The following is a 23314-nucleotide window of genomic DNA, read 5'->3' as shown; positions in this document are numbered from 1 at the left end:
TCATTTACGGCCCTTGAGGCGCTGGGCGATCCGCGTCTGCGCCTCTTCCCCCTGCAGGGCGAGGGAGAAGGCGCGCGCCTCCAGATCGATGACGAAGTGCACCGCCTGCCTGAGCTCCTGTTTGAGCAGCGCCTTGCTCTTTTGCAGCGCTTTCGGCGCCTTGGCTGCCAGCTTCAGACCCTGCTCCCTGGCAAAGGGGAGCAGGGCTTCGGCCGTCAGCACCCGGTTGGCGAGTCCGAGCCGCAGCGCCTCGTCGGCATCGATGGCTTCGGCCAGCAGCAACAGCTCCGCTGCCTTCAGGTGACCCACGCTGCGCGGCAGCAGCAGGCTTGAGGCAAACTCCGGCACCAGCCCCAGCTCGACGAAGGGCAGTTGCAGACGGGCATTGTCGGCCAGATAGACCAGATCGCAGTGCAGCAGCAGGGTAGTGCCGATGCCGACCGCGGCGCCGCCGACCGCGGCGATCACCGGTTTGGGGAAGTCGGCCAGGGTATGCAGAAATTGCAGGATGGGGTCGTCGGGATCCAGTCCCGTCTTGCCCATGAAGTCTGCCAGATCATTGCCGGCGGTGAAGCAGTCTGGCTGTCCCTGAATGAGCAGGGCATGGATGGCGTCATCCGCCGTCGCTTGCCGCAATGCCTCGGTGAGCGCACGATACATGGCGGTATTGAGGGCGTTGCGCTTGTCGGGGCGATTGAGGGTCAAGGTGAGCAAGCCATCCTGCTGCTCGGCAATGATAATGGGGTCCATGTCTAAATCCTTGTTATTGCTGGCTGTCAAAGGCTTACCGCTGCGGTAAGCTTTGTTGCGTTTAACAACATCATAAAAGGATTTCAACCATGTTTAAACGTGCGTTCTATTCCCTGCTGGCCCTGGGACTGGCCGCTCCCGCCTTGGCCAAGGTCGAGGCCGTCGACGGTTATGTGCGCCTGCTGCCGCCGGGCTCGCCCAATACCGCCGCCTTCCTGGTGCTGAAGAACGATGCCGATCAGCCGGTCAAGCTGGTGGCCGCCGCCTCGCCCGAGGTGGGCCGTGCCGAGCTGCACACTCATCTGCACGAGAACGGCGTGATGAGGATGCGCCAGGTCGAGAGCATAGAGGTGCCGGCCAAGGGTGAAGTGGCGCTCAAGCCCGGCAGTTTCCACATCATGCTGTTCGAGGTGCGCGAGCTCTCCCAGGGCACCCCTTTCCCGCTGACGCTGACGATGGATGATGGCCAGCAGCTGGAGCTGAGCCTGCCGGTGAAGCCGGTTGAACCCATGGCGGGCATGCAGCACTGACATTAATGGACGCTTGTTCAGCTTTTTACACTGTGTATTCCCGTCGCTCTGGGTAAAATGATGGCCTTTCCAGTCCAACAAGAGAGTAACGTGATGAAGAAGACCTTGATTGCCGGTTGTGTGCTGGCCCTGTTCAGCCAGGCTGCCATGGCTGCCGATGACTGGCGTTTTGCCGCCGGTGCCGATGTATGGAATGCCCAGGGCAGCGGCCAGATCAACGGTGTCGGGGCCAACGGCAGCTACGACGAGAACTACAACTGGAGCGGCTACCTGCAACTGGAGCACGGTATCATCCTGCTGCCCAACGCCAAGTTCGAGATCTCCGATTTCGGCACCAGCGGCGGCGCCCTCAACAACGATCTGATGGCCTATGACCTGAGCCTCTACTATCGCCTGTTCAACAACGATCTGTTCCAGATCGATCTGGGTCTGACCGGTCGTCGCTACGATGGCGATTTCAACACCCAGCACTACTCCTATGACAAGGACGTGCTGATGGCCTACACCGGCGCCGAACTGCGCATCCCGGGTACCGGCTTTGCCGCCTTCGGCGATGCTCGCGTGCAGGATGCCGACAACTACGACTACCGTCTGGGTGGCTCCTACAAGTTCGCGACCGTACCGCTCAAGGTGCGCGCCGGCTGGCGTGATGCGAGCATGGACTTCGATCGCGTTGACCAGCGGGTAGACGGCTGGTTCATCGGCGGCGAATTCACCTTCTAAATTCCGGCAATCTCTGGTGACGATGCCCTCATCATCCCGATGACGGCATCCGGCGAGGAACGAACATGGGTCATATCATAGTGACGGGGGCGGGGTCCGGCTTGGGCCGCGCCTTGACCATAGGTCTGGTTGAACGGGGCCATCAGGTTTCCATGATGGGGCGTCGTTATCAGAAGCTGCAGGAGCAGGAGGCCTTGCTCGGCAAGGCGGTGATCGGCATTGCCGCCGATCTGGCGCACCACGAGGAAGTGGATGTCGCCTTTGCCGCCGCGGTGGAGTGGGGCGGCCTGCCCGAGCTGGTGCTGCATTGCGCCGGCGTGGGCGAATTCGGCCCGGTCGGCGTCTATACCGCCGAGCAGATCCGCCGGGTGGTGGAGAGCAACCTCATCTCCACCATTCTGGTGGCCCAGCAGACGGTGCGCCTCATCGGCGACAAGGGCGGGGTGCTGGCCAATGTGCTCTCTTCCGCCGCCCAGGTGGGCAAGGCCAACGAGAGTCTCTACTGCGCCTCCAAATGGGGGATGCGCGGCTTTCTCGAATCCTTGCGGGCCGAGCTGAAAGGCTCGCCGCTGCGGCTGGTGAACCTCTATCCGAGCGGGATCCGCAGTGAATTCTGGGACAACTCGGATCACGTGGACAGCAGCGGCTTCATGACCCCGGAAGATGCCGCTGCCTACATGCTGGATGCACTGGAAGCCAGAAGCAGTTGCCACGTGACCGATCTCTTTATCGGCCGCAATTTCTGACAAAAAGCCGCCATCATCCGGTTGCCATCGTCAGAAGACAGAAACAAAAAGCGCGCCATCGGCGCGCTTTTTTATACCTGCAAGGGGCGGGATTAACGGCCCAGCTTGGCCTTGAGCATGGCGACGATGTCGCTGATGGCCACTTCCTGCTTCTCGCCGGTGCGGCGGCACTTGTACTCCACCACGCCGTTGTCCATGCCGCGCTCACCGATGACGATGCCGTGCGGCACGCCCAGCAGCTCCATGTCGGCGAACATCACGCCCGGACGCTCTTTACGGTCGTCGAACAGCACGTCGACACCGGCGGCCTTCAGCTCGGCGTAGAACTGCTCGGCCAGCTCGGCGACGCGCACGGACTTGTGCATGTTCATCGGCACGATGGCCACTTCGAACGGGGCGATGGCGTCCGGCCAGATGATGCCGTACTGGTCGTTGTTCTGCTCGATGGCGGCCGCCACCAGGCGGGAGACCCCGATGCCGTAGCAACCCATCTCCATGGTGACGGACTTGCCGCCTTCGTTCAGCACGCTCGCCTTCATGGCTTCGGAGTACTTGGTACCCAGCTGGAAGATGTGGCCCACTTCGATGCCGCGTTTGAGCAGCAGCTTGCCCTGGCCGCACGGGCTCGGGTCGCCTTCCACCACGTTGCGCAGGTCGGCAACCTCAAAAGTGGCGATGTCGCGATCCCAGTTGGCACCGGTCAGGTGGAAGCCGGTCTCGTTGGCGCCACAGACGAAGTCAGCCAGGTGGGCGGCGCTGCGATCGGCGATGATGCGACCGGCAAAGCCGACCGGGCCGATGGAGCCAGCATCACAGCCGGCGGCGGCCTTGATCTGCTCGTCGTTGGCGAAGGTCAGCGGGTTGGCGACACCCGGCAGCTTCTCGGCCTTGATTTCGTTCAGCTCGTGGTCGCCACGCAGCACCAGTGCGATGACGGCCTGGTTGCCGTGCTCGTCCGCTTCGCCCAGCACCAGCAGGGTCTTGGCGATGGCGCTCGGGGCCACGCTCAGGAAGGCGGCCACTTCGTCGATGGTGTGGACGTTCGGTGTCGCGACCTTGGTCAGGGCTGCGGTGGCAGCGGCGCGCTCGCCAGCCGGCGCCAGCGCCTCGGCCATCTCGATGTTGGCGGCGTAATCGGAGCTGTCGGAGAAGGCGATCAGGTCTTCACCGCTCTCGGCCAGCACCTGGAATTCGTGGGAGCCGGTACCACCGATGGAGCCGGTATCGGCCTGCACCGGACGGAAGTTCAGACCCATGCGGGTGAACGCTTTGCAGTAGGCTGCGTGCATCTTCTCGTAGGTATCGACCAGGGAGGCCTTGTCGATGTGAAAGGAGTAGGCGTCCTTCATCAGGAACTCGCGGCCACGCATCACGCCGAAACGGGGACGAACTTCGTCGCGGAACTTGGTCTGGATCTGGTACAGATTCAGCGGCAGTTGCTTGTAGCTGTTCACTTCGTAACGGATCAGCGCGGTGATCACCTCTTCGTGGGTCGGGCCCAGCACGAAGGGACGGTTGTGACGGTCGGTCAGACGGCACAGCTCGGGACCGTAGTCATCCCAGCGGCCGGACTCCTGCCACAGCTCGGCGGGTTGCACCACCGGCATGGAGACTTCGATGGCACCAGCATTGTTCATCTCTTCGCGAACAATGTTCTCGATTTTTTTCAGAACCCGCAGACCGGACGGCAGCCAGGCATACATGCCGGAGGCCAGTTTGCGGATCATGCCGGCGCGCAGCATCAGCTGATGGCTGATGATCTCGGCGTCGGACGGGGTTTCCTTGAGAGTGGAAAGCAGATATTGGCTGGTACGCATCGCGGTAGACCTTAGCTAAGACGGGCGGCGGGGCCCTGGATAATTTCAAGAGCGGAATTTTAACAGGACGGGCCCTGCGGCCCAAGGGCTAAATTCGTACGATGGGAGAAAGCGGGGGCGTCGCCCCCGCTGCGGTTAGACCCGAAATTGCGACAGCAACCGCTGTTGCAGCAGGCTGGCCTGATGGAGAGAGGAGGCCAGTTGCAGACACTCCTGCGCCTCCTGCTCGCCAGTCTGGGCCTGCTGGCTGATGCCGGAGACCTTGTCCGAGGTGTGGCTCAGGGTATGGGAGAGCTGGCCGGTGGCGTCCGCCACCTGCTGTACCATGTCCGCCAGGTGGTCGATGGCGCCCTCCACCTTGAACAGGATCTGCTTGGTGTTGTCGGAATCCGCCATGCCCGACTCCACCGTCTTCAGGTTGCGCTGCATCATCAGGTAGGCGGTTTCGGTCTGCTGCTGGATGCTGTTGATCACCTCGTTGATCTCGGCGCTGGAGGAGGCGGTGCGATTGGCCAGGGTGCGCACTTCGTCGGCCACCACCGCAAAGCCGCGGCCCATCTCGCCGGCCCGGGCGGCCTCGATGGCGGCGTTGAGCGCCAGCAGATTGGTCTGCTCGGAAATGCCGCTGATGGTGGAGATGATCTGGCCTATCTGGCTGGCCTGCTCCTTGAGGGCGTTGATGGCGGTGGCGCATTCGCCCACCTCCATCACCACCCGCTGCATGCCAGCGCTGGCGGAGGAGACATACTGACTGCTCTCGGTGGTGAGCTGGCGCACCTCGTTGGCATTTTGCGCCGCCAGGCTGCAGTTGTCCGAGATGGTGGTGGCCACCTGCACCATCTGCTCGCTGTCATGGTGCAGCGCCTGGGCATGTTCGGCCGTCTGGCGGCTGCTCTGGCTGATGGCCTGAACCCGGTTGACCGAGGTGTGCACGTGCTCGCTGATGTGCTGATTGTTGTCCATGGTGGAGCTGATCATCTTCTGCAGCTTCTCGATGAAGCGATCCACGCTGCCGGCCAGCGAGCCGATTTCGTCGTCACGCCTGAGGTTGATGCGGGCGTTGAGATCCCCTTCACCGGCTGCGATGTCCTGCATGCGCCGATTGACTTGCAGCAGGGGCCGCACGATGGCGCGCACCAGCCAGAAGCCGCACAGGGTCACGATCAGCAGGCTGAACAGCAGGCCGCCCAGGATCAGACTCTTGGTATGGTTGATGATGGTGTTGAGCTGACCCACCTGATCCTCGACCGTGGCATCGCCCTTTGCCTCCACGTCGACCAGCAATTTCTTGAGCTGATCGGCGCTGCGCTCATAGCTGGTCAGCTGGCGTTGATATTCGCCAAGGGCTGCCATCCACTGCACCATCAATTGCTGAACCTCGGTTTCCAGCGCCCGATACTGGGTTGCCAGCGACTGGCCGGCAAACTCCCCCTCAGCGGGCACATCAAACAGTCCGCTGGCCAGCATGGCGTCGACCGCCTCCCGGTAGAAGCGGGTCGCCTCCTCCATCTCGCTCTGGATGGCGGGGGTGAGCCCTTCGCTCTGCATCTTCTCCAACGCATAGAGCTGACGCAGGAAGCCTATATTGGCCTCCATGCCGCCATCGGCCGCGTGCCAGCGGGTTGCCAGGCCGCCATTCCAGCTGATGGCCTGATCCGGTGACTGGGTGAGGCTCTCGACCGCGCCATCACCCACCACCTCGAGCTGGGTCGAGAGGCGGGACATGCGTTCAGAGCTGGCGCGCAGCGCCTGATCGAGGCGGGTAAACGTCTGGTAGAGCGCCAGCAGCTGTTCCTGCTGCTGCTGGTAGACCTGATGCTGCTGGTTCATGGTGTTGATGGCGGCGTCATCGATGAGCCGACCTTCGCCCACCCGGCGCATGGCGTCGGCGGTGGCGGTTCTGGCCTGCTGCAGCTCCTGCTCGTTGAGGGACATGCCTCTGAGCATCTTCTGGATGTAGAGCGACTGGTTGCCGAGCTCGATGGAGCCCTCCATGGCGCCGTCTGCAGTCTGCCAGGCGGCACCCAGCACATAGGAGAGCAGATCCGCCAGCCGCTGGCTGCCATACCAGCCGACGACGCCCATGCCCAGCGTGCAGCTGAGCAGAATGGCCAGCCCCAGGTTCGATGTGGTGACGATTTTCATGATTAAGGACCTTCCTTGGCTCCAAACAAACCCAATTTAGTGTTTTATCAGTGGCAACAAAATGCCATGCCAGATGGAAAATAAAGTTGTTGCCCGGCTCGGATCCAAGCATGGCTTGGAACGCACGAATGTGCCGAAAATCCGCTGTGGTCCCGCCGCCCTATGCTGGATACTTATCCAGTTATTCTTTATGCTATGAACCAATTTACAGATAGCTGGTTTGGCGAGGAGAGAGCCGTGATTGGTCGCTTGAGAGGCGTAGTCATTGAGAAACAACCCCCCGAGGTATTGCTGGAGGTCGGGGGCGTGGGCTATGAGGTGCACATGCCCATGAGCTGCTTCTATGATCTGCCCGAGATCGGCAAGGAAGCGGTCATTCACACCCATTTCGTGGTGCGGGAAGACGCCCAACTGCTGTACGGCTTCAATCACAAGCAGGAGCGGGCGCTGTTTCGCGAGTTGATCAAGACCAACGGGGTCGGCCCCAAGCTGGCGCTGGCCATCCTCTCCGGCATGACCGCCACCCAGTTCGTGCTGAGTGTCGAGCGCGAGGAGATAAGCTCCCTGGTCAAGTTGCCAGGGGTTGGCAAGAAGACTGCCGAGCGGCTGGTGGTGGAGATGAAGGACAGGCTCAAGGGGTGGGTCAGCCACGATCTCTTCTCGCCGGCCGAGATCACCCTGCCCGCGAAGGAGAGTGCCCTGTGGGCGCCGGATTCGAGCGAAGAGGCCGCCAGTGCGCTGGTAGCACTCGGTTACAAGCCGCAGCAGGCCAGCCAGATCGTCAGCAAGGTGGCGGTGGATGGCATGTCGGTGGAAGATATCATCCGTGAAGCGCTGCGCAGCCTGGTGTGAGGTAGAGAATGATTGAAGCGGATCGCCTCATTTCCGCCGCTGGCGGGCGTGAGGAAGAAGTCATCGATCGGGCCATCCGGCCCAAGCTGCTGGCCGATTACACCGGCCAGGATCCGGTCTGCGAACAGATGGAGATCTTCATCGCGGCGGCGCGCCAGCGCGGCGAGGCGCTCGATCACCTGTTGATCTTCGGCCCGCCCGGGCTTGGCAAGACCACGCTCGCCAACATAGTGGCCAACGAGATGGGGGTCAACATCAAGACCACCTCCGGCCCCGTGCTGGAGAAGGCCGGCGATCTGGCGGCGCTGCTCACCAACCTCGAGCCGAACGACGTGCTGTTCATCGACGAGATCCACCGCCTCAGCCCTGTGGTGGAGGAGGTGCTCTACCCGGCGATGGAGGATTACCAGCTCGACATCATGATCGGGGAGGGGCCGGCGGCGCGCTCCATCAAGCTCGACCTGCCCCCCTTCACCCTGATCGGCGCGACGACCCGGGCCGGCTCTCTCACCAGCCCGCTGCGGGATCGCTTCGGTATCGTGCAGCGCCTCGAGTTCTACAACGTCAGGGATCTGACCGACATCGTCGCCCGCAGCGCCCGCTGCCTCGGGCTCGACATGACGGAAGACGGCGCGCTGGAGGTGGCGCGTCGCTCGCGCGGGACGCCGCGAATTGCTAACCGTTTGTTGCGCCGGGTACGGGATTTTGCCCAGGTGAAATCCGACGGCCGGATTGACGGACCCATAGCGGCCCGAGCCATGGACATGCTGGACGTGGATAACGAAGGGTTCGACTTCATGGACCGCAAGCTATTGTTGGCTGTCATAGACAAGTTTCTGGGGGGGCCGGTGGGGCTCGACAACCTGGCTGCGGCCATCGGCGAGGAGAAGGACACCATCGAAGATGTGCTCGAACCCTATCTGATCCAGCAGGGCTTCCTGCAACGTACACCCAGAGGGCGGATCGCGACACCAAGAGCTTATGCGCATTTTGGCCTGCAACGGCCAGATGAAGGGTAAAAACAGCTGATTGAACAAAAAACCGCCTTCAAGGGCGGTTTTTTGTTATCCGGGCAAAAAAAGCCCACTGCGGATGCGGTGGGCAAAGACAATTCAGGATGGATGTTCACAGACAGTGAGTGCGTCTGGAGACAGACCGGTAAAAAACGGAATGAGCCGTCGCGAGGCCTCAGAGTCGGTTCATTTGATAGAGCTGAACGAACGAAAGCTTGTAGTAACGGATGGTTTTAGCAACAAACTTTTTCATCTTTAATTCCAATAGACAGGTTCGAAATGTTCATCGAATACGTACCGGGAACCCAGATTGACCGGCCTGTATCCAAGGGTATGCCCTCACTGCGAGGCGCATTGTAGGAGCTCTGTCGGACTCGGACAAACAAGAAAAATTACCCATCTCAGATTAGATTAACTAATCATTTGATGGTCTTGTCGAATTAGCATGGATATGCGTTTTTATTGGTTTTTAATTAGTTTTATTCTGGCTGGGGACAAGCGAGGGAAACATGATGAAAACACCCTTGAGAGTTGTTTTTTAACAGAAGCATTACTTATTTGCTTCAAGATTAAAGTTGATTTAAATCAATGATTTGCGATTTTTATTTTTTTGTGACCCAGCTCTCTAAAATAAATGGAAAGGGTCGTGAAAATGCCTTTGAAAGGCATGTATTGATGGTGGTTTTACATTGATTTCAATCAAATAAAGGTGATATAAAACTCAGGTCATTATGGGCGGGAATAAAGCAAGCTTGATTGTTTTGCAATTGTTAAACATTAGCTTTTTTTGTTCCCTATTATTGCCTTGTTGTTAATGTGGTGGCAGTCGAATCCGGTCGTCAGTGCAAAACTGGAACATGACCGATAATTCGGGGACTTCCAACGGAAGCTTTGTCTTAAAACTTAAAATAGCCGTGCCAATAATCGGTGAGGAAACATCATGATTGCTGAGCATGTGGTAGACCTATCGCGGTTCCAATTCGCTGCGACGGCCCTTTATCACTTCCTGTTTGTGCCCTTGACGCTCGGAATGGCCTTCATTCTGGCGATCATGGAGTCTGTCTATGTGATGACCAACAACCCTGTCTACCGGGACATGACCAAGTTCTGGGGCAAGTTGTTTGGTATCAACTTTGCCCTCGGGGTCACCACAGGGCTGACCATGGAGTTCCAGTTTGGTACCAACTGGGCCTACTACTCCCACTATGTCGGCGATATCTTTGGGGCCCCGCTGGCCATCGAAGGTCTGATGGCATTCTTCCTGGAATCCACCTTCGTCGGTATGTTCTTCTTCGGCTGGGATCGGCTCTCCAAGCGTCAGCACCTGGCTGCGACCTGGTTGATGGCGCTCGGGACCAACCTCTCCGCGCTCTGGATCCTGGTTGCCAACGGCTGGATGCAGAACCCGGTCGGTGCCGAGTTCAACTTCGAAACCATGCGCATGGAGATGGTGAGCTTCGCCGATCTGGTGTTCAACCCGGTTGCCCAGGTGAAGTTCGTCCACACAGTGGCGGCAGGCTATACCACAGGCGCCATGTTCGTACTGGGCATCTCTTCCTACTACCTGCTCAAGCATCGTGACGTGGCCTTCGCCCGTCGCTCTTTCGCCATCGCGGCCGCGTTCGGCATGGCGTCCATCCTCTCCGTGCTGATCCTCGGTGACGAGTCCGGCTACGAGACAGGTGAAGTGCAGAAGGTGAAACTGGCGGCCATCGAGGCTGAGTGGAACACCGAGCCTGCGCCTGCCTCCTTTACCCTGTTCGGCATCCCGAACCAGGAAGAGATGCGCACCGACTACGCCATCAAGATCCCTTATGCCCTTGGCATCATCGCCACCCGTTCGCTGGACGGCCAGGTGACCGGTCTCAAGGATCTGAAGAGCGAGCACGAGCTGCGTGTGCGCAACGGCATGAACGCCTACGAGCTGCTGACCAAGCTGCAGTCCGGCGACAAGTCTGACGATACCCGCGCCCGCTTCGACGAAGTGAAGCAGGACCTGGGTTACGGTCTGCTGCTCAAGCGTTATACCTCCAACGTGACCGATGCCACCGACGAGCAGATCAAGGCCGCCGTGGATGACTCCATCCCGCAAGTGCTGCCGCTGTTCTTCGCCTTCCGCATCATGGTTGCCTGCGGCATGCTGATGCTGGTGCTGATCGGCCTGGCCTTCTATGACAGTACCCGTCACAAGATCGGCGAGCGCAAGTGGTTGCTCAAGGCGCTGCTGTACGGCATCCCGCTGCCCTGGATCGCCATCGAGTGTGGCTGGTTCGTCGCGGAATACGGTCGTCAGCCCTGGACCATCGCCGAAGTGTTGCCGACTTCGGTCTCGGCCTCCAACGTGCCGGCCTCCGAGATCTGGTTCTCCCTTATCGGGATCTGCCTGTTCTACACCGTACTGCTGATCATCGAGATGTACCTGATGTTCAAGTACGCGCGTCTGGGCCCAAGCAGCCTGAAGACCGGCAAGTACCACTTCGAACAGAGCAAGGCATAAGGAGAGCAACCCATGTTTGATTACGAAATGTTGCGCCTGGTCTGGTGGGTGCTGGTCGGCGTCCTGCTGATTGGCTTCGCCATCACCGACGGCTTCGATATGGGGGTGGGCGCACTGCTCCCCTTCGTCGGCAAGAAAGATGTTGAGCGTCGGGTGATGCTCAACACCATGGGCCCGCACTGGGAAGGGAACCAGGTCTGGCTGGTGACCGCCGGTGGTGCCCTGTTTGCAGCCTGGCCCATGGTGTATGCGGCAGCCTTCTCCGGCTTCTACATCGCCATGATCCTGACCCTGATGGCCCTGTTCTTCCGCCCGGTCGGTTTCAAGTACCGTTCCCTGCGTGAAGATGCCAAGTGGCGCAGCAACTGGGACTGGGCGCTGTTCGTCGGTAGCGCGGTACCGCCCATCGTGTTTGGCGTGGCGTTCGGCAACCTGCTGCAGGGCGTGCCGTTCGACTTCAACCAGTTCATGATGCTGACCTATCACGGCAACTTCTTCGGTCTGCTCAATCCGTTCGGCCTGCTGGCCGGTCTGGTGAGCCTGTTCATGCTGGTCACCCAGGGCGCTACCTGGCTGATGATGAAGACCGACGGTGAAGTGCTGGCCCGCTCCCGCACCGCCGCCATGATCTGCTCGCTGGTGACCCTGGTGCTGTTCGCACTGGCCGGTTTCTGGGTCAGCGGCATGGAAGGCTATGTGGTGGTCAAGGCCGCCGCGACCGATGCCGTCTCCAATCCGATGAACAAGGAAGTGGTGCGTCAGGCCGGTGCCTGGATGAACAACTACAGCCTCTATCCCTGGATGGTTGCGGCACCCGTGCTGGGTCTGGCGATGAGCCTGCTGACGTCGCTGTTTGCCAAGCTGAACAAGGGCTGGCTGGCGTTCACCTGCTCCTCCCTGGCGATTGCCGGCGTGATCCTGACTGCCGGCTTCTCCATGTTCCCGTTCGTGATGCCCTCAAGCCTTGAGCCGTCACTGAGCCTGACCATGTGGGATGCCACCGCTTCTCTCAACACCCTGCGGGTGATGACGGTAGCGGCCGCCATCTTCGTACCGATTGTGCTGGGTTATACCCTGTGGACCTACATCAAGATGTTCGGCCGGGTGACCAGCAAGCACATCGAAGACAACCAACAATCGCTCTACTAAGAAGGTGCCCTGATATGTGGTATTTCACCTGGATCCTGGGTCTGCTGCTGGCTTGTGCATTCGGCATCATCAATGCGCTGTGGCTGGAACACACCGAGAACATGGATCGCCAGATCGATGAGAACAAGTGATCGACTCGCCCGGTTGGCCGCTCCCCTGGAGCGCCAACCCTGGCAGGGGTTGATGCTGGTAGCGGCGGCCCTGTTGGCCGTCGCTATTTTACAGGCCCCCAATCTGGTGGCCGCCAACACCAGCGAACACGGCCTCTGGCTGGCGCCCTGGCTGATGTGGGCGGTCTGTTGCGGGGTCATGCACGGGCTGGGATTCCATCCCCGCAGCCTCGTCGGTCGCGTGCTGTTTTTCCCCTGGCTCGCCTTGCCCAGTTTGTTGTACGGGCTCTGGCTGACCCAAGGCTATTTCCTTTCATAAAAAACGGGGGGAGGCAGGATTTCCCTGCTTCCCCCTGCTTCTTTCCTATTCAGCCCTGCGCTATGATAGCCCCCCATCTGACTGTCGTATGGATCACAGATTGTTATGGGGGAAGTCTCTGAGTTTCCGGTGCGTGTCTACTACGAAGACACCGATGCCGGGGGCATCGTCTACAACGCCAATTATCTCAAGTTTATGGAACGTGCTCGCACCGAGTTCCTGCGTGCTGGCGGCATCGAACAGGATGTCCTGCTGGGCGCCGGGTACGCGTTTGTGGTGAGTCGAACAGAGATCGATTTCCGCTCGGCGGCCCGTTTTAATGAGCTTTTGACTGTATTGACGCAAGTGACCGAAGTGAAACGCGCCTCCATGCGCTTCTCACAACGGATACTGGCGGCTGATGGACGACTGATCACCCAGGCCATGGTACAGATAGCCTGTGTCAGTCATCCGCATATGAAACCTGTTGCAATACCTGAAAATGTGAAGGGAGTGCTGTTAAGTGCACGCTGAAATTTCGTTTATTGGCCTGTTTTGGCAAGCCAGCCTGTTGGTAAAACTGGTCATGATGACCCTGATGGGCATGTCGGTCGTCTCCTGGGCGCTGATCATCCAGCGCTCCAAGGCCATCAAGGCAGCCAATATCGCATCGGAGCAGTTTGAAGACAGATTCTGGTCCGGAGTCGACCTCAACCGTCTCTACCAGGAGTCCTCTTCCCGCCGCGACGACATCGAAGGCATGGAAGACATCTTCTACTCCGGCTTCAAGGAGTATGCCCGTCTGCTCAAGGCCGGCGCCCGTGGTCAGGATGCGGTGATGGACGGTACCTACCGTGCCATGCGCGTCTCCCTCTCCCGCGCGGTGGACGATCTCGAGTCCAACCTGCCGATCCTGGCGACCATCGGCTCCATCAGCCCCTATATCGGTCTGTTTGGTACCGTCTGGGGGATCATGAACGCCTTTATCGCCCTGGGTCAGGTGCAGCAGGCAACCCTGCAGATGGTGGCCCCTGGTATCGCGGAGGCGCTGATCGCCACCGCCATGGGTCTGTTTGCCGCCATCCCGGCCGTTATCTTCTACAACCGCTTCTCCAACAAGGTCGAGCGGCTGGAGAACGCCTACGCCAACTTCATGGACGAGTTCACCACCATTCTGAACCGTCAAATTGCTCAGCAGCAGGGTGATCAGTAATGCAAACCTATCAGCGGATCCGGCGCAAGAAGGTGGCCGAGATCAACGTGGTTCCCTATATCGACGTCATGCTGGTGCTGCTTATCATCTTCATGGCGGTGACGCCCGTGATCACGCAAGGGGTCAAGGTTGACCTGCCGCAGGCGGAATCCGAGCAGTTGCCGGAAGATGCCAAGCCGCCCTTCATCGTCAGCGTCAATACCGAAGGCGAGTACGTCATCAAGGCCGGTGAGGCCGAAGACGAACCTGTGCCGAGCGGGACGCCCGAGGCGATGCAGCAGTACATCACCGAGAAGGCCATGGGTTACCTGGCCATCAACCAGAACGCCCCCGTGGTAGTGGCCGGTGACAAGTCGGTGCGCTACGAAGAGGTGATCCTGCTGATGGTGGCCCTCAAGAAAGCCGGTGTGCCTCAGGTCGGCCTGATGACAGATCCGGTGAACTGACGGAGATGGATGTGAAGCGTGGTATTTCCGGTTATCTCATCGCGTCGCTTCTGCTGCACCTGATCATCGGCATCATCCTGTTTGTCGGGCTCGACTTCAGCAAGCCGAAGCGACCCGAGTCGAAGGGGCAGATCGTCAATGCCGTCATGCTCGACGAGAACTTCCTCAACGAGCAGGCCAAGCAGATCCAGCAGCAGAAGGCTCAGCCCAAGCCGCAGAAGGTAGAGAAAGAGAAGGATAAGGAAGACACGGACATTGCCAAGCGCGAGCTGGCCCAGCAGCAGGAACGGTTGCGGATTGCAGAGGCCAAGCGCAAGGAGGCCGAGGAGGCCACCCGCAAGGCCGAAGTAGAGAAGCAGAAGAAGCAGGCCGAGCAGAAGCAGGCGGAAGAGAAGGCCCAGAAAGCCGAGGAAGCCCGCAAGCTCGAAGAGCAGAAGGCCAAGAAGGCGGAGGCCGAGCGCAAGGCCGCGGAAGAAGAGAGCAAGGCGCTGGCGCTGAAGAAGAAAAAGGAACAAGAGAAGAAAGAGGCCGAAGAGAAGGCCAAGGCTGAGGAGGCCAAGGCCAAGAAAGCGGAAGCCGAGAAGAAAGCCAAAGCCGAAGCCGAGAAAAAAGCGAAGGCAGAAGCGGACAAGAAAGCCAAGGCGGAGGCCGAGCAGAAGGCCAAGGCTGAAGCCGAGAAGAAAGCCAAGGAAGAGGCGGCCAAGAAGGCAAAAGCTGACGCAGAGAAGAAAGCCAAGGCAGAGGCCGACAAGCAGGCCAAGATCGCGGCTGAACGCAAGCGCAAAGCGGCCGAGGAGGCCAAGCTGCAAAAAGAGATGGAAGACATGATGCAGCAGCAGCTGGCGGCTGAGGCCAATGCCCGCAGTCAGGCGGCATCGGCGGCGGCCAAGGGTGAAGTCGACAAATATGCGGCGCTTATCAAGGCGACTGTTGAGCGATATATGATTTTGGATCCCACCATGCGGGGCAAAACATGTACTATCGGCGTACGTCTTGCGAGCACTGGCTTTGTCATCTCGGTAGATAACGGCCAGGGTGACCCGGCGGTATGTCGTTCCGGCAAAGCAGCCGTACTGAAGGCCAATCAGTTGCCGGTACCCAAGGATCCTGCGGCGTTCGAGATGTTGAAGGAGTTCAACCTCAAGCTGGAACCTAACATCTAGCACTGATGGCGAGGGGATCGAGTAAGGTGGTTGGCAGCGTCTTGCCGAGAAAGGAAGTTAATCTCTCATTATTTTGGAACCGAGTGTTTAAGCCATGATAAGAAAAGTGTTTTTTGCTTTGGTTGGCTGTTTGTTGCTGGGTCAGAGCGCCCAGGCGGCCTTGGACATCGTCATCACCGGCGGTATCGACAGTGCACGACCGATCGCCGTCGCCCCCTTCAAGTGGGAAGGCAATGGCCAGCTGCCGCAGGACATCGCGGAAGTGGTCTCCAACGACCTGATGCGCAGCGGCAAGTTCAGACCGCTGGCCCGTGGCCAGATGCCGCAGACCCCGAGCTCCAGCGGTGAAATCAACTTCGCACCTTGGGCCTCCCAAGGCGTCGAAGCCGTGGTGGTCGGTTCCATCGCCGCCGTCGGCGACGGTACCTACAAGGTCAACTTCGAGCTGGTCGACGTGCTCAAGGGCCAGCTGGCCAAGACCCAGGGCGGCGAGAGCAACGGCTACATCTTGGACAGCCGGATGGCGACCATTCCGGGTGCCCAGATGCGCCAGTTTGCCCACCGCATCTCCGACATCGTCTACGAGCGACTGACCGGCGAGCGTGGGGCCTTCCTGACCCGTCTGGCCTATGTCTCCGTGCAGCAGGGTACCCAGTTCCCGTATCAGCTGCGGATCTCCGACTACGACGGTTACAACGAGAAGACCCTGCTGCGTTCCCGCGAGCCGCTGATGTCCCCGGCCTGGTCGCCGGACGGCAGCAAGCTGGCCTACGTGAGCTTCGAGAACCAGAAATCCGAAATCTACGTGCAGGACATCTACACCCAGCAGCGCAGCCTGATCACCAGCTTCCGCGGCATCAACGGGGCGCCGGAGTGGTCTCCGGATGGTCGTCGTCTGGCTATCGTTCTCTCCAAGGACGGGTCACCGAACCTCTATGTCGTTGATGTTGCTAGCAAGCAGCTGACCCGCGTCACAACCAGCCGGGTAATCGACACCGAACCCTCCTGGATGCCGGACGGTCAAAATTTGCTGTTCACCTCTGAACGTGGTGGCAAACCCCAGATTTATAGCGTAAATTTGGCGACTGGCATGACTCGCCGGATGACCTGGGAAGGTGAATCCAACCAGGGTGCGTCCATTACTCCTGATGGCAAAATCATGGTGATGGTGACCCGGGTTCAGGGGCAATACCGTATCGCCCGTCAGGATATGGAAAACAATGCCCTGCTGGTCCTTACCCAGAGCGCGCTGGATGAGTCGCCAAGTGTGGCTCCCAATGGCAGCATGATCATTTATGCCACCATCTATCAGGGTCGTAAGAGTCTCGCATTGGTGTCGACTGATGGTCGCTTCAAGGCTGTGCTTCCGACCAGTAGCGGTGAAATTCGTGCACCAGCTTGGTCGCCCTTCTTGAATTGATAAAAATCCAATTGTTTTTTGTTTTGTTATAAAGGTTTAAGGAAATAGCATGCAACTCAATAAACTGCTCAAGGGTTTGGCCATCGCACTGCCACTGTTCACCCTGGCCGCTTGTAGCTCCTCTTCTGATTCCGATGCCGCTGGCGCCGAATCAGGCATGACCGACGGCATGGGCGGTGTACAAACCGGTGGCGCGAATGGCATGTTGTCCCCGGAAGAGCAGATGCGTCAGAAGTTCGAAGCGCTGCAGCGTGACAACGTGATCTACTTCCCGTTCGACGGTTACGACATCCAGGGTCAATACGCCGACCTGCTGGATGCCCACGCCAGCTACCTGCGTGAGCGCCCGAGCGTCAAAGTACTGATCGAAGGCCACGCCGACGAGCGCGGTACTCCGGAGTACAACATCGCGCTGGGCGAGCGTCGTGCCAAGGCTGTTGCCAAGTATCTGCAAACCCTGGGTGTGCAGGCTGAGCAGCTCTCCATCGTCAGCTATGGCGAAGAGAAGCCGCTGGATATGTCTCACACCGAGGATGCCTTTGCCAAGAACCGCCGTGCGGTCCTGGTTTACTAAGGTTTGAATCGAACGAAGTTCGTTTATATGCAAGCGGCCATTTCGATGGCCGTTTTATTTGCACTAAACGCCAAGGTTTGATCCGAATGAAATCTGTATAAGCGAGCGACGATGGCGCTGGCCGTTTTATTTGCACTAAACGCTAAGGTTTGATCCGAATGAAATCTGTGTACAAGCAAGCTGCTGTTGCGCTGGCCGTATTGGTTGCTCTGAATGCGCAAGCGGCGGCACCGGTGAGCGATCTGAGCGGTGACTCGGGTGGCGGGGTTGTCCTAAGCGGCAACAACGGCGCCATCGTGCCCACCGGCAGCCTGGAAGACAGGGTTGCCCTGCTGGAGCGCACGCTCAACGCCCGTCTGCGCCTGCAGGCCGATTTGCAGCAACAGGTGGATGCCCTGCAAGGGGAGGTCTCCGAGCTGCGTGGCCAGCTGGAGCAGCAGACCTACCAGATGGAACAGTCGCAGGAGCGTCAGCGCCAGCTCTATCAGGAGCTCGACAAGGTGGCCAACAGCCAGCCTGCTGCTACGCCAGCAGCCCCGGCAGCCGCCGCTGCGAGCGCGACGCCGGCCGCCGCGGCCAACTACTCCACCAACCAGAACGAGAATCAGGCCTATGATGCGGCCGTGAACATGGTGCTCAAGGAGAAGAACTACGACAAGGCAATTCCGGCCTTCGAAGGGTTCATCAAGCAGTTCCCGAGCTCCAGCTATGTTCCCAACGCCCATTACTGGCTGGGTCAGCTGCTGTTCAACAAGGGGGATCGGACCGGCGCTGCCGCCCAGTTCACCACGGTGGCCACCAAGTTCAGCAAGTCTCCCAAACGAGCCGACGCCCTGTTGAAGCTGGGCATGCTGGCACAACTGGATGGCAAGAAGGCGGAAGCCAAGAACTTCTATGAGCAGGTGATCAAGGGGTATCCCAACACCTCGCCGGCCCAGCTGGCCAAGCAGAGTTTGAGCAAGCTGTAACTTTGCCGCATGTCACTGTTTTCGTAACAGTCTTGTAAATACAGCCTCGCTTTGTATGCGCAGTGAACAAACAGATGGAATTTAAGATTTTTCTGTTGCGCCAGGATGATAAATCCGTAATATAGGCCGCCGTCAGAGCCGGTGCAGCATTGCAGTTGGTCCTGGTCGTGGTGAGGGTCGTTAGCTCAGTCGGTAGAGCAGTTGACTTTTAATCAATTGGTCGCTGGTTCGAATCCAGCACGACCCACCATTTCTCCACCAGGTGGAGACAGAATTCCCAGGTCGTTTAGCTCAGCTGGGAGAGCACCTCCCTTACAAGGAGGGGGTCACTGGTTCGATCCCAGTAACGACCACCAGTTTTAAGCTGTTTGCCAAGGCAGGCAGTGAAAGAGGCAAGTCAGGTGTGGGTCGTTAGCTCAGTCGGTAGAGCAGTTGACTCTTAATCAATTGGTCGTAGGTTCGATCCCTACACGACCCACCAATTTGCCCAGATGAATTCCCAGGTCGTTTAGCTCAGCTGGGAGAGCACCTCCCTTACAAGGAGGGGGTCACTGGTTCGATCCCAGTAACGACCACCAGTTTGTAAAAAATGATTTAGATGGGTCGTTAGCTCAGTCGGTAGAGCAGTTGACTTTTAATCAATTGGTCGCTGGTTCGAATCCAGCACGACCCACCATCATTTCAGAATCCCAGGTCGTTTAGCTCAGCTGGGAGAGCACCTCCCTTACAAGGAGGGGGTCACTGGTTCGATCCCAGTAACGACCACCAGTTTGTAAAAAATGATTTAGATGGGTCGTTAGCTCAGTCGGTAGAGCAGTTGACTTTTAATCAATTGGTCGCTGGTTCGAATCCAGCACGACCCACCATCATTTCGGAATCCCAGGTCGTTTAGCTCAGCTGGGAGAGCACCTCCCTTACAAGGAGGGGGTCACTGGTTCGATCCCAGTAACGACCACCAAGTTTGTAAAAAATGATTTAGATGGGTCGTTAGCTCAGTCGGTAGAGCAGTTGACTTTTAATCAATTGGTCGCTGGTTCGAATCCAGCACGACCCACCATCATTTCAGAATTCCAGGTCGTTTAGCTCAGCTGGGAGAGCACCTCCCTTACAAGGAGGGGGTCACTGGTTCGATCCCAGTAACGACCACCAAGTTTGTAAAAAATGATTTAGATGGGTCGTTAGCTCAGTCGGTAGAGCAGTTGACTTTTAATCAATTGGTCGCTGGTTCGAATCCAGCACGACCCACCATCATTTCAGAATCCCAGGTCGTTTAGCTCAGCTGGGAGAGCACCTCCCTTACAAGGAGGGGGTCACTGGTTCGATCCCAGTAACGACCACCAAGTTTGTAAAAAATGATTTAGATGGGTCGTTAGCTCAGTCGGTAGAGCAGTTGACTTTTAATCAATTGGTCGCTGGTTCGAATCCAGCACGACCCACCATCATTTCAGAATCCCAGGTCGTTTAGCTCAGCTGGGAGAGCACCTCCCTTACAAGGAGGGGGTCACTGGTTCGATCCCAGTAACGACCACCAGATTGAAAAAGCCCGCAGCAATGCGGGCTTTTTTTATGGCTGTTCGGCGTCAGGTTCTCAGCCGCTCGAGCTGGTTGGCCAGCGCCGTCGCGGCCTGTTCCAGCTGCTCGCTCAGGCGGTGGCTGGCATTGGCCTCCTGCCCCAGAGTGGTGGCAGCATCGCCGATCCGCATCAGGTTCTGGTTGATGGTGTCGCTGACGGCGCTCTGCTGCTCGGCCGCCGTGGCCACCTGGCTGATGTGGTCGTGGATCTGCTGGATCTGGGTGACCACCTGGTTGAGGGCTTCAAACGCCTGCTCCGTCCCTTCTACCGTGCTGGCCGAACGGGCGATGCCGGTACTCATCAACTGCTGGCTGCTGCTGACTTCGGTCTGCAGGCTGCCGATGAGCTGACCTATCTCGTCGGTGGACTCCCGGGTCTTGTTGGCCAGGGCCCGCACTTCATCTGCCACCACGGCAAAACCGCGCCCCATGTCGCCGGCCCTGGCCGCCTCGATGGCTGCATTGAGCGCCAGCAGGTTGGTCTGTTCGGCGATGGCCCTGATCACGTCGAGAATGCGGCTGATGTTGGTGCTGCGCTGGGCGACCTGAGCGACCGCCTTGTCGGCTTGATGCATGTCCTCGACCAGGGTGTGGATCTCGTTGCGGGCCCGGCTCAGGGTCTGCTGGGCCGTGCTTATGTGGTGGGTCGCCGTCTCAGACTCCTGAGCCGCCTGCTCCGCATAACCCGCCACGCTGACCGCCGTGGTGCTCATCTGATGCATGGCGCTGACCACGCTCTCCAGCTCCAGGCTCTGTTCATCCAGGCTGCTGCGCATGGTATCGGCCGTCTGCTTCATGCCGCTGGCCTGCTGGTGTACTTGCTGGCCGATCTGCTTGCTGCCCTGCACCATGCCGCGCAGCTTGCCGAGGAAGGCGTTGAGGTGGCCGCCCAGTTCGATCAGCTCCTGGTGGGTGTCTATCTTCATCTGCTGAGTCAGGTCTCCCTCGTGACTGGCGAGGTGAGACACATGGCGACTGATGAGGGAGAGGGGGGCCGTGATGCTCTGGATGAACCAGATGAGCAACGCCAGCGCCAGCAGGGTGACGACGACGATGGCGATCAACTGCTGCTGCTGGGTGGCCTGCAGCAGGTCGCCCAGCTGGTTGCTGATTGTGTTGGCCTGGCTGAGGGCCAGCGCCTTGGGCACCTTGATCATCAGCCACCACTGGCTGTCGGCGGCATCGATCCTGACCGGTTGCTGCAGGATGAAGTCGCTCTCCGTGCTCTGTGCCTGGCCGGTAGGGGCCGTGAGGCCGGCTTCCGTCAACGGCCGTCCCAGCTTGTCGGCGTGGCGGTTGCTGCCGACGATGAGCCCCATCTTGCTGACCAGGGTGACCTCGGCCTGGTTGTCGTAGAGGCTCTTGCCGAGGCTCTCGGCCAGTTGCTGGAAGATGGGGAGGTTCATGTCGACGCCGGTGATGCCGACAAATTTGCCCGCCTTCAGGATGGGCACCGTCAGGCTGGTCATCAGCATCTGGTTGCCTGGGCTGATTTCGTAGAGATAGGGCTCCATCAGGCAGGGGCGCAGGGTGTCGCGGCCGCACAGGTACCATTCGCTGTTGCGAATGCCGAACTCGTTGACCGAGGTGTCGTATTTGGCGGCACTGCTGGCGGCATCCACCGGCTGCTGGGTGATCTGGCCCCCCTGATCCCGGGTAAAGTAAATCTCCAGGCTGCCCTTGCTGGCGACGGAGTGGGAGGCGCCAGCCATCCAGCTGGCATCCTGACCGTCATACCCGTCGGGCTCAAACTGGGCGTAGATGGAGCTGATACCGCCGGCCTGCTGCAGACGGCTGCGAAGCAGCATTTCGACCTGGGGGCGGCTCAGCAGCCCGTCAGGTTGTGCCATGCCGCCCTCCAGCTGGGCTGCCATGCCCAGCGGCACCTGATAGGACTGTTGCAGCAGGGCGGCTATCTGCACCGCATAGCGCTCGGCTTGAAATTGCAGGGTTCGGGATACCTCCTGCTCCAGCGCCTGGCGGGTCTGGCTCACTATGTCGTTGCGCAGGGAGTTCAGCGAGGAGGATTGCATCAGGGTCATGGCGAGGCCGCTGGCGATAAACAGACCCATGGTGAGCAGCAGCAGCTTGGTTTTGAGTGAACGTTGTTTCATCCGACAACTCCTTTGGCAAGAATGACAACGAATGACATGAGTATATTCGGACGCTTGCACGGCACCTGATTTGTTGATGGGTTTGTGCACGGCTTCTGGTTATAATTTTTGCCTTTCCAAGCGTTGATGGAACAGTCGCAATGAGCAATGCACTGAACAATGTCCCGCCGGTAGTCGAGATGGACTATCCGTTTCCGGCCAAGCCCCTTCCCCTGAGCGCCGAGCAGAAGACGACCCTGATCGCAGACATCAAGGCACTGCTCAAGGAGCGCAAGGCGGTGCTGGTCGCCCACTACTACACGGATCCCGAGATCCAGGCGTTGGCGGAGGAGACCGGCGGTTTCGTCGGTGACTCCCTCGAGATGGCCCGCTTTGGCCGCGATCATGAGGCGCAGACCCTGATCGTCGCCGGGGTGCGCTTCATGGGGGAGACCTCCAAGATCCTGAGCCCCCACAAGCGGGTGCTGATGCCGACCCTGGAGGCCGAGTGTTCCCTCGATCTGGGCTGCCCCATCGAGCAGTTCTCTGCCTTCTGTGACGCCCATCCCGATCACATCGTGGTGGTCTATGCCAATACCTCGGCGGCGGTCAAGGCGCGGGCTGACTGGGTGGTCACCTCCAGCATCGCGCTGGAGATCGTCGAGCACCTGGACAGCCAGGGTCACAAGATCATCTGGGGCCCGGACCGTCACCTGGGGGCCTATATCGAGAAGAAGACGGGCGCCGAGATGCTGCGCTGGCAGGGGCACTGCATCGTCCACGACGAGTTCAAGGCCCGCGCCCTGCGCGAGTTGAAGGAGCAGAATCCGGATGCCGCCGTGCTGGTGCACCCGGAGTCCCCTGCCTCGGTGATCGAACTGGCCGATGCGGTGGGATCCACCAGCCAGCTGATCAAGGCGGCCAGGGAGCTGCCCCAGCAGAAGCTCATCGTGGCGACCGATCGCGGCATCTTCTACAAGATGCAGCAGGCCTGCCCGGAGAAGGAGATGGTGGAAGCGCCGACCGGTGGCGACGGTGCCACCTGTCGCAGCTGTGCCCACTGCCCCTGGATGGCGATGAACGGTCTGGTGGCCATCAAGTCAGCCCTGACCGATGGCGCCGAGCGCCACGAGATCCATGTGGACGAGGATCTGCGGGTGAAGGCGCTGATCCCGCTCGACCGCATGCTTAACTTCGCCGCCGAGCTCAAGCTCAAGACCCAGGGCAATGCCTGA

At 59.4% G+C, this 23314-nt stretch carries 21 protein-coding genes and 14 tRNA genes; 31 read left to right on the top strand and 4 right to left on the bottom strand.

Going from position 1 to position 23314, the window contains the following annotated elements; all coding sequences use genetic code 11:
• Entirely contained in the window at positions 1-750 is a 750-nt protein-coding gene (locus CK627_RS00260) for an enoyl-CoA hydratase-related protein (RefSeq protein WP_026139216.1), read from the bottom strand.
• Positions 751-839: 89 nt separating this feature from the next.
• On the opposite strand from CK627_RS00260, the gene CK627_RS00255 reads away from it, so the two are divergent.
• From CK627_RS00255 to CK627_RS00245, 3 genes are all read left to right on the top strand, one after another.
• Positions 840-1280, top strand: coding sequence for a copper chaperone PCu(A)C (locus CK627_RS00255; protein WP_010636187.1), 441 nt, complete (start codon positions 840-842; stop codon positions 1278-1280).
• Positions 1281-1373: 93 nt separating this feature from the next.
• Positions 1374-2003 carry a TIGR04219 family outer membrane beta-barrel protein gene (locus CK627_RS00250; RefSeq protein WP_010636188.1) on the top strand — a complete coding sequence of 210 codons (630 nt, stop codon included), beginning with the start codon at positions 1374-1376 and terminating at the stop codon, positions 2001-2003.
• A gap of 65 nt (positions 2004-2068) precedes the next feature.
• A complete protein-coding gene (locus CK627_RS00245; protein WP_095591426.1) occupies positions 2069-2749 on the top strand; it encodes an SDR family oxidoreductase in 681 nt (226 codons plus the stop codon).
• 92 nt (positions 2750-2841) lie between these two features.
• Here CK627_RS00245 and CK627_RS00240 read toward each other — a convergent pair whose 3' ends face one another.
• The gene (locus CK627_RS00240) at positions 2842-4566 is read right to left on the bottom strand and encodes a proline--tRNA ligase (protein ID WP_043171423.1); all 1725 of its coding nucleotides are present in this window, start codon (positions 4564-4566) and stop codon (positions 2842-2844) included.
• A 135-nt stretch (positions 4567-4701) separates the two neighbouring features.
• Positions 4702-6711, bottom strand: a complete 2010-nt coding sequence (locus tag CK627_RS00235; protein WP_095591425.1) for a methyl-accepting chemotaxis protein — start codon at positions 6709-6711, stop codon at positions 4702-4704.
• A 237-nt stretch (positions 6712-6948) separates the two neighbouring features.
• On the opposite strand from CK627_RS00235, the gene ruvA reads away from it, so the two are divergent.
• From ruvA to CK627_RS00100, 27 genes are all read left to right on the top strand, one after another.
• Positions 6949-7563: a Holliday junction branch migration protein RuvA gene (gene ruvA / locus CK627_RS00230; RefSeq protein ID WP_043171421.1), complete on the top strand. Its 615-nt coding sequence runs from the start codon at positions 6949-6951 to the stop codon at positions 7561-7563.
• Positions 7564-7571: 8 nt separating this feature from the next.
• Positions 7572-8582, top strand: coding sequence for a Holliday junction branch migration DNA helicase RuvB (gene ruvB / locus CK627_RS00225; protein WP_005304949.1), 1011 nt, complete (start codon positions 7572-7574; stop codon positions 8580-8582).
• A gap of 934 nt (positions 8583-9516) precedes the next feature.
• The gene (gene cydA / locus CK627_RS00220; RefSeq protein WP_043171420.1) at positions 9517-11073 is read left to right on the top strand and encodes a cytochrome ubiquinol oxidase subunit I; all 1557 of its coding nucleotides are present in this window, start codon (positions 9517-9519) and stop codon (positions 11071-11073) included.
• Between the two features lie 12 nt (positions 11074-11085).
• The gene (gene cydB, locus CK627_RS00215; RefSeq protein ID WP_005304945.1) at positions 11086-12222 is read left to right on the top strand and encodes a cytochrome d ubiquinol oxidase subunit II; all 1137 of its coding nucleotides are present in this window, start codon (positions 11086-11088) and stop codon (positions 12220-12222) included.
• Positions 12223-12236: 14 nt separating this feature from the next.
• Complete coding sequence (gene cydX / locus CK627_RS00210) at positions 12237-12353, top strand: cytochrome bd-I oxidase subunit CydX (RefSeq protein ID WP_005304933.1); 117 nt, start codon at positions 12237-12239, stop codon at positions 12351-12353.
• Positions 12340-12651 (top strand): cyd operon YbgE family protein, encoded by a 312-nt coding sequence (locus CK627_RS00205; protein ID WP_041203624.1) that lies wholly within the window; start codon positions 12340-12342, stop codon positions 12649-12651. Before cydX ends, CK627_RS00205 begins: the two co-directional genes overlap by 14 nt.
• Before the next feature lie 105 nt (positions 12652-12756).
• Positions 12757-13164: a tol-pal system-associated acyl-CoA thioesterase gene (ybgC, locus tag CK627_RS00200; protein WP_005304924.1), complete on the top strand. Its 408-nt coding sequence runs from the start codon at positions 12757-12759 to the stop codon at positions 13162-13164.
• A complete protein-coding gene (gene tolQ, locus CK627_RS00195) occupies positions 13154-13843 on the top strand; it encodes a protein TolQ (protein WP_005304921.1) in 690 nt (229 codons plus the stop codon). The genes ybgC and tolQ overlap by 11 nt, the downstream gene beginning before the upstream one ends.
• Complete coding sequence (gene tolR, locus CK627_RS00190; RefSeq protein ID WP_005304918.1) at positions 13843-14289, top strand: protein TolR; 447 nt, start codon at positions 13843-13845, stop codon at positions 14287-14289. Before tolQ ends, tolR begins: the two co-directional genes overlap by 1 nt.
• Positions 14290-14294: 5 nt before the next feature.
• Positions 14295-15452 (top strand): cell envelope integrity protein TolA, encoded by a 1158-nt coding sequence (tolA, locus tag CK627_RS00185; RefSeq protein ID WP_017765796.1) that lies wholly within the window; start codon positions 14295-14297, stop codon positions 15450-15452.
• Positions 15453-15546: 94 nt separating this feature from the next.
• Positions 15547-16872, top strand: a complete 1326-nt coding sequence (gene tolB / locus CK627_RS00180) for a Tol-Pal system beta propeller repeat protein TolB (RefSeq protein ID WP_010636193.1) — start codon at positions 15547-15549, stop codon at positions 16870-16872.
• A gap of 49 nt (positions 16873-16921) precedes the next feature.
• Positions 16922-17446 (top strand): peptidoglycan-associated lipoprotein Pal, encoded by a 525-nt coding sequence (gene pal / locus CK627_RS00175; protein WP_005304908.1) that lies wholly within the window; start codon positions 16922-16924, stop codon positions 17444-17446.
• A 158-nt stretch (positions 17447-17604) separates the two neighbouring features.
• A complete protein-coding gene (ybgF, locus tag CK627_RS00170) occupies positions 17605-18414 on the top strand; it encodes a tol-pal system protein YbgF (RefSeq protein ID WP_026139218.1) in 810 nt (269 codons plus the stop codon).
• Positions 18415-18588: 174 nt separating this feature from the next.
• Positions 18589-18664 (top strand) — tRNA-Lys (locus CK627_RS00165).
• A gap of 30 nt (positions 18665-18694) precedes the next feature.
• Positions 18695-18770 (top strand) — tRNA-Val (locus CK627_RS00160).
• Positions 18771-18819: 49 nt separating this feature from the next.
• Positions 18820-18895 (top strand) — tRNA-Lys (locus tag CK627_RS00155).
• Between the two features lie 21 nt (positions 18896-18916).
• A tRNA-Val gene (locus CK627_RS00150) sits at positions 18917-18992 on the top strand.
• A 22-nt stretch (positions 18993-19014) separates the two neighbouring features.
• Positions 19015-19090: transfer RNA gene (locus CK627_RS00145), tRNA-Lys, on the top strand.
• A gap of 16 nt (positions 19091-19106) precedes the next feature.
• Positions 19107-19182: transfer RNA gene (locus tag CK627_RS00140), tRNA-Val, on the top strand.
• 22 nt (positions 19183-19204) lie between these two features.
• Positions 19205-19280, top strand: a tRNA-Lys gene (locus CK627_RS00135).
• 16 nt (positions 19281-19296) lie between these two features.
• Positions 19297-19372 (top strand) — tRNA-Val (locus CK627_RS00130).
• 23 nt (positions 19373-19395) lie between these two features.
• Positions 19396-19471 (top strand) — tRNA-Lys (locus CK627_RS00125).
• A 16-nt stretch (positions 19472-19487) separates the two neighbouring features.
• Positions 19488-19563: transfer RNA gene (locus tag CK627_RS00120), tRNA-Val, on the top strand.
• Between the two features lie 23 nt (positions 19564-19586).
• Positions 19587-19662, top strand: a tRNA-Lys gene (locus tag CK627_RS00115).
• A gap of 16 nt (positions 19663-19678) precedes the next feature.
• Positions 19679-19754 (top strand) — tRNA-Val (locus tag CK627_RS00110).
• Between the two features lie 23 nt (positions 19755-19777).
• Positions 19778-19853: transfer RNA gene (locus CK627_RS00105), tRNA-Lys, on the top strand.
• Between the two features lie 16 nt (positions 19854-19869).
• A tRNA-Val gene (locus tag CK627_RS00100) sits at positions 19870-19945 on the top strand.
• Between the two features lie 49 nt (positions 19946-19994).
• Here CK627_RS00100 and CK627_RS00095 read toward each other — a convergent pair.
• Entirely contained in the window at positions 19995-22100 is a 2106-nt protein-coding gene (locus CK627_RS00095; protein ID WP_095591424.1) for a methyl-accepting chemotaxis protein, read from the bottom strand.
• A gap of 140 nt (positions 22101-22240) precedes the next feature.
• Here CK627_RS00095 and nadA point away from each other — a divergent pair, with 140 nt between their 5' ends.
• Positions 22241-23314, top strand: coding sequence for a quinolinate synthase NadA (nadA, locus tag CK627_RS00090; RefSeq protein WP_017766251.1), 1074 nt, complete (start codon positions 22241-22243; stop codon positions 23312-23314).

The organism is Aeromonas dhakensis (assembly GCF_002285935.1).
Lineage (GTDB): Bacteria > Pseudomonadota > Gammaproteobacteria > Enterobacterales > Aeromonadaceae > Aeromonas > Aeromonas dhakensis.
Note: the sequence above shows the minus strand (reverse complement) of the source record. Positions and strands in the feature narration are given on the sequence as shown.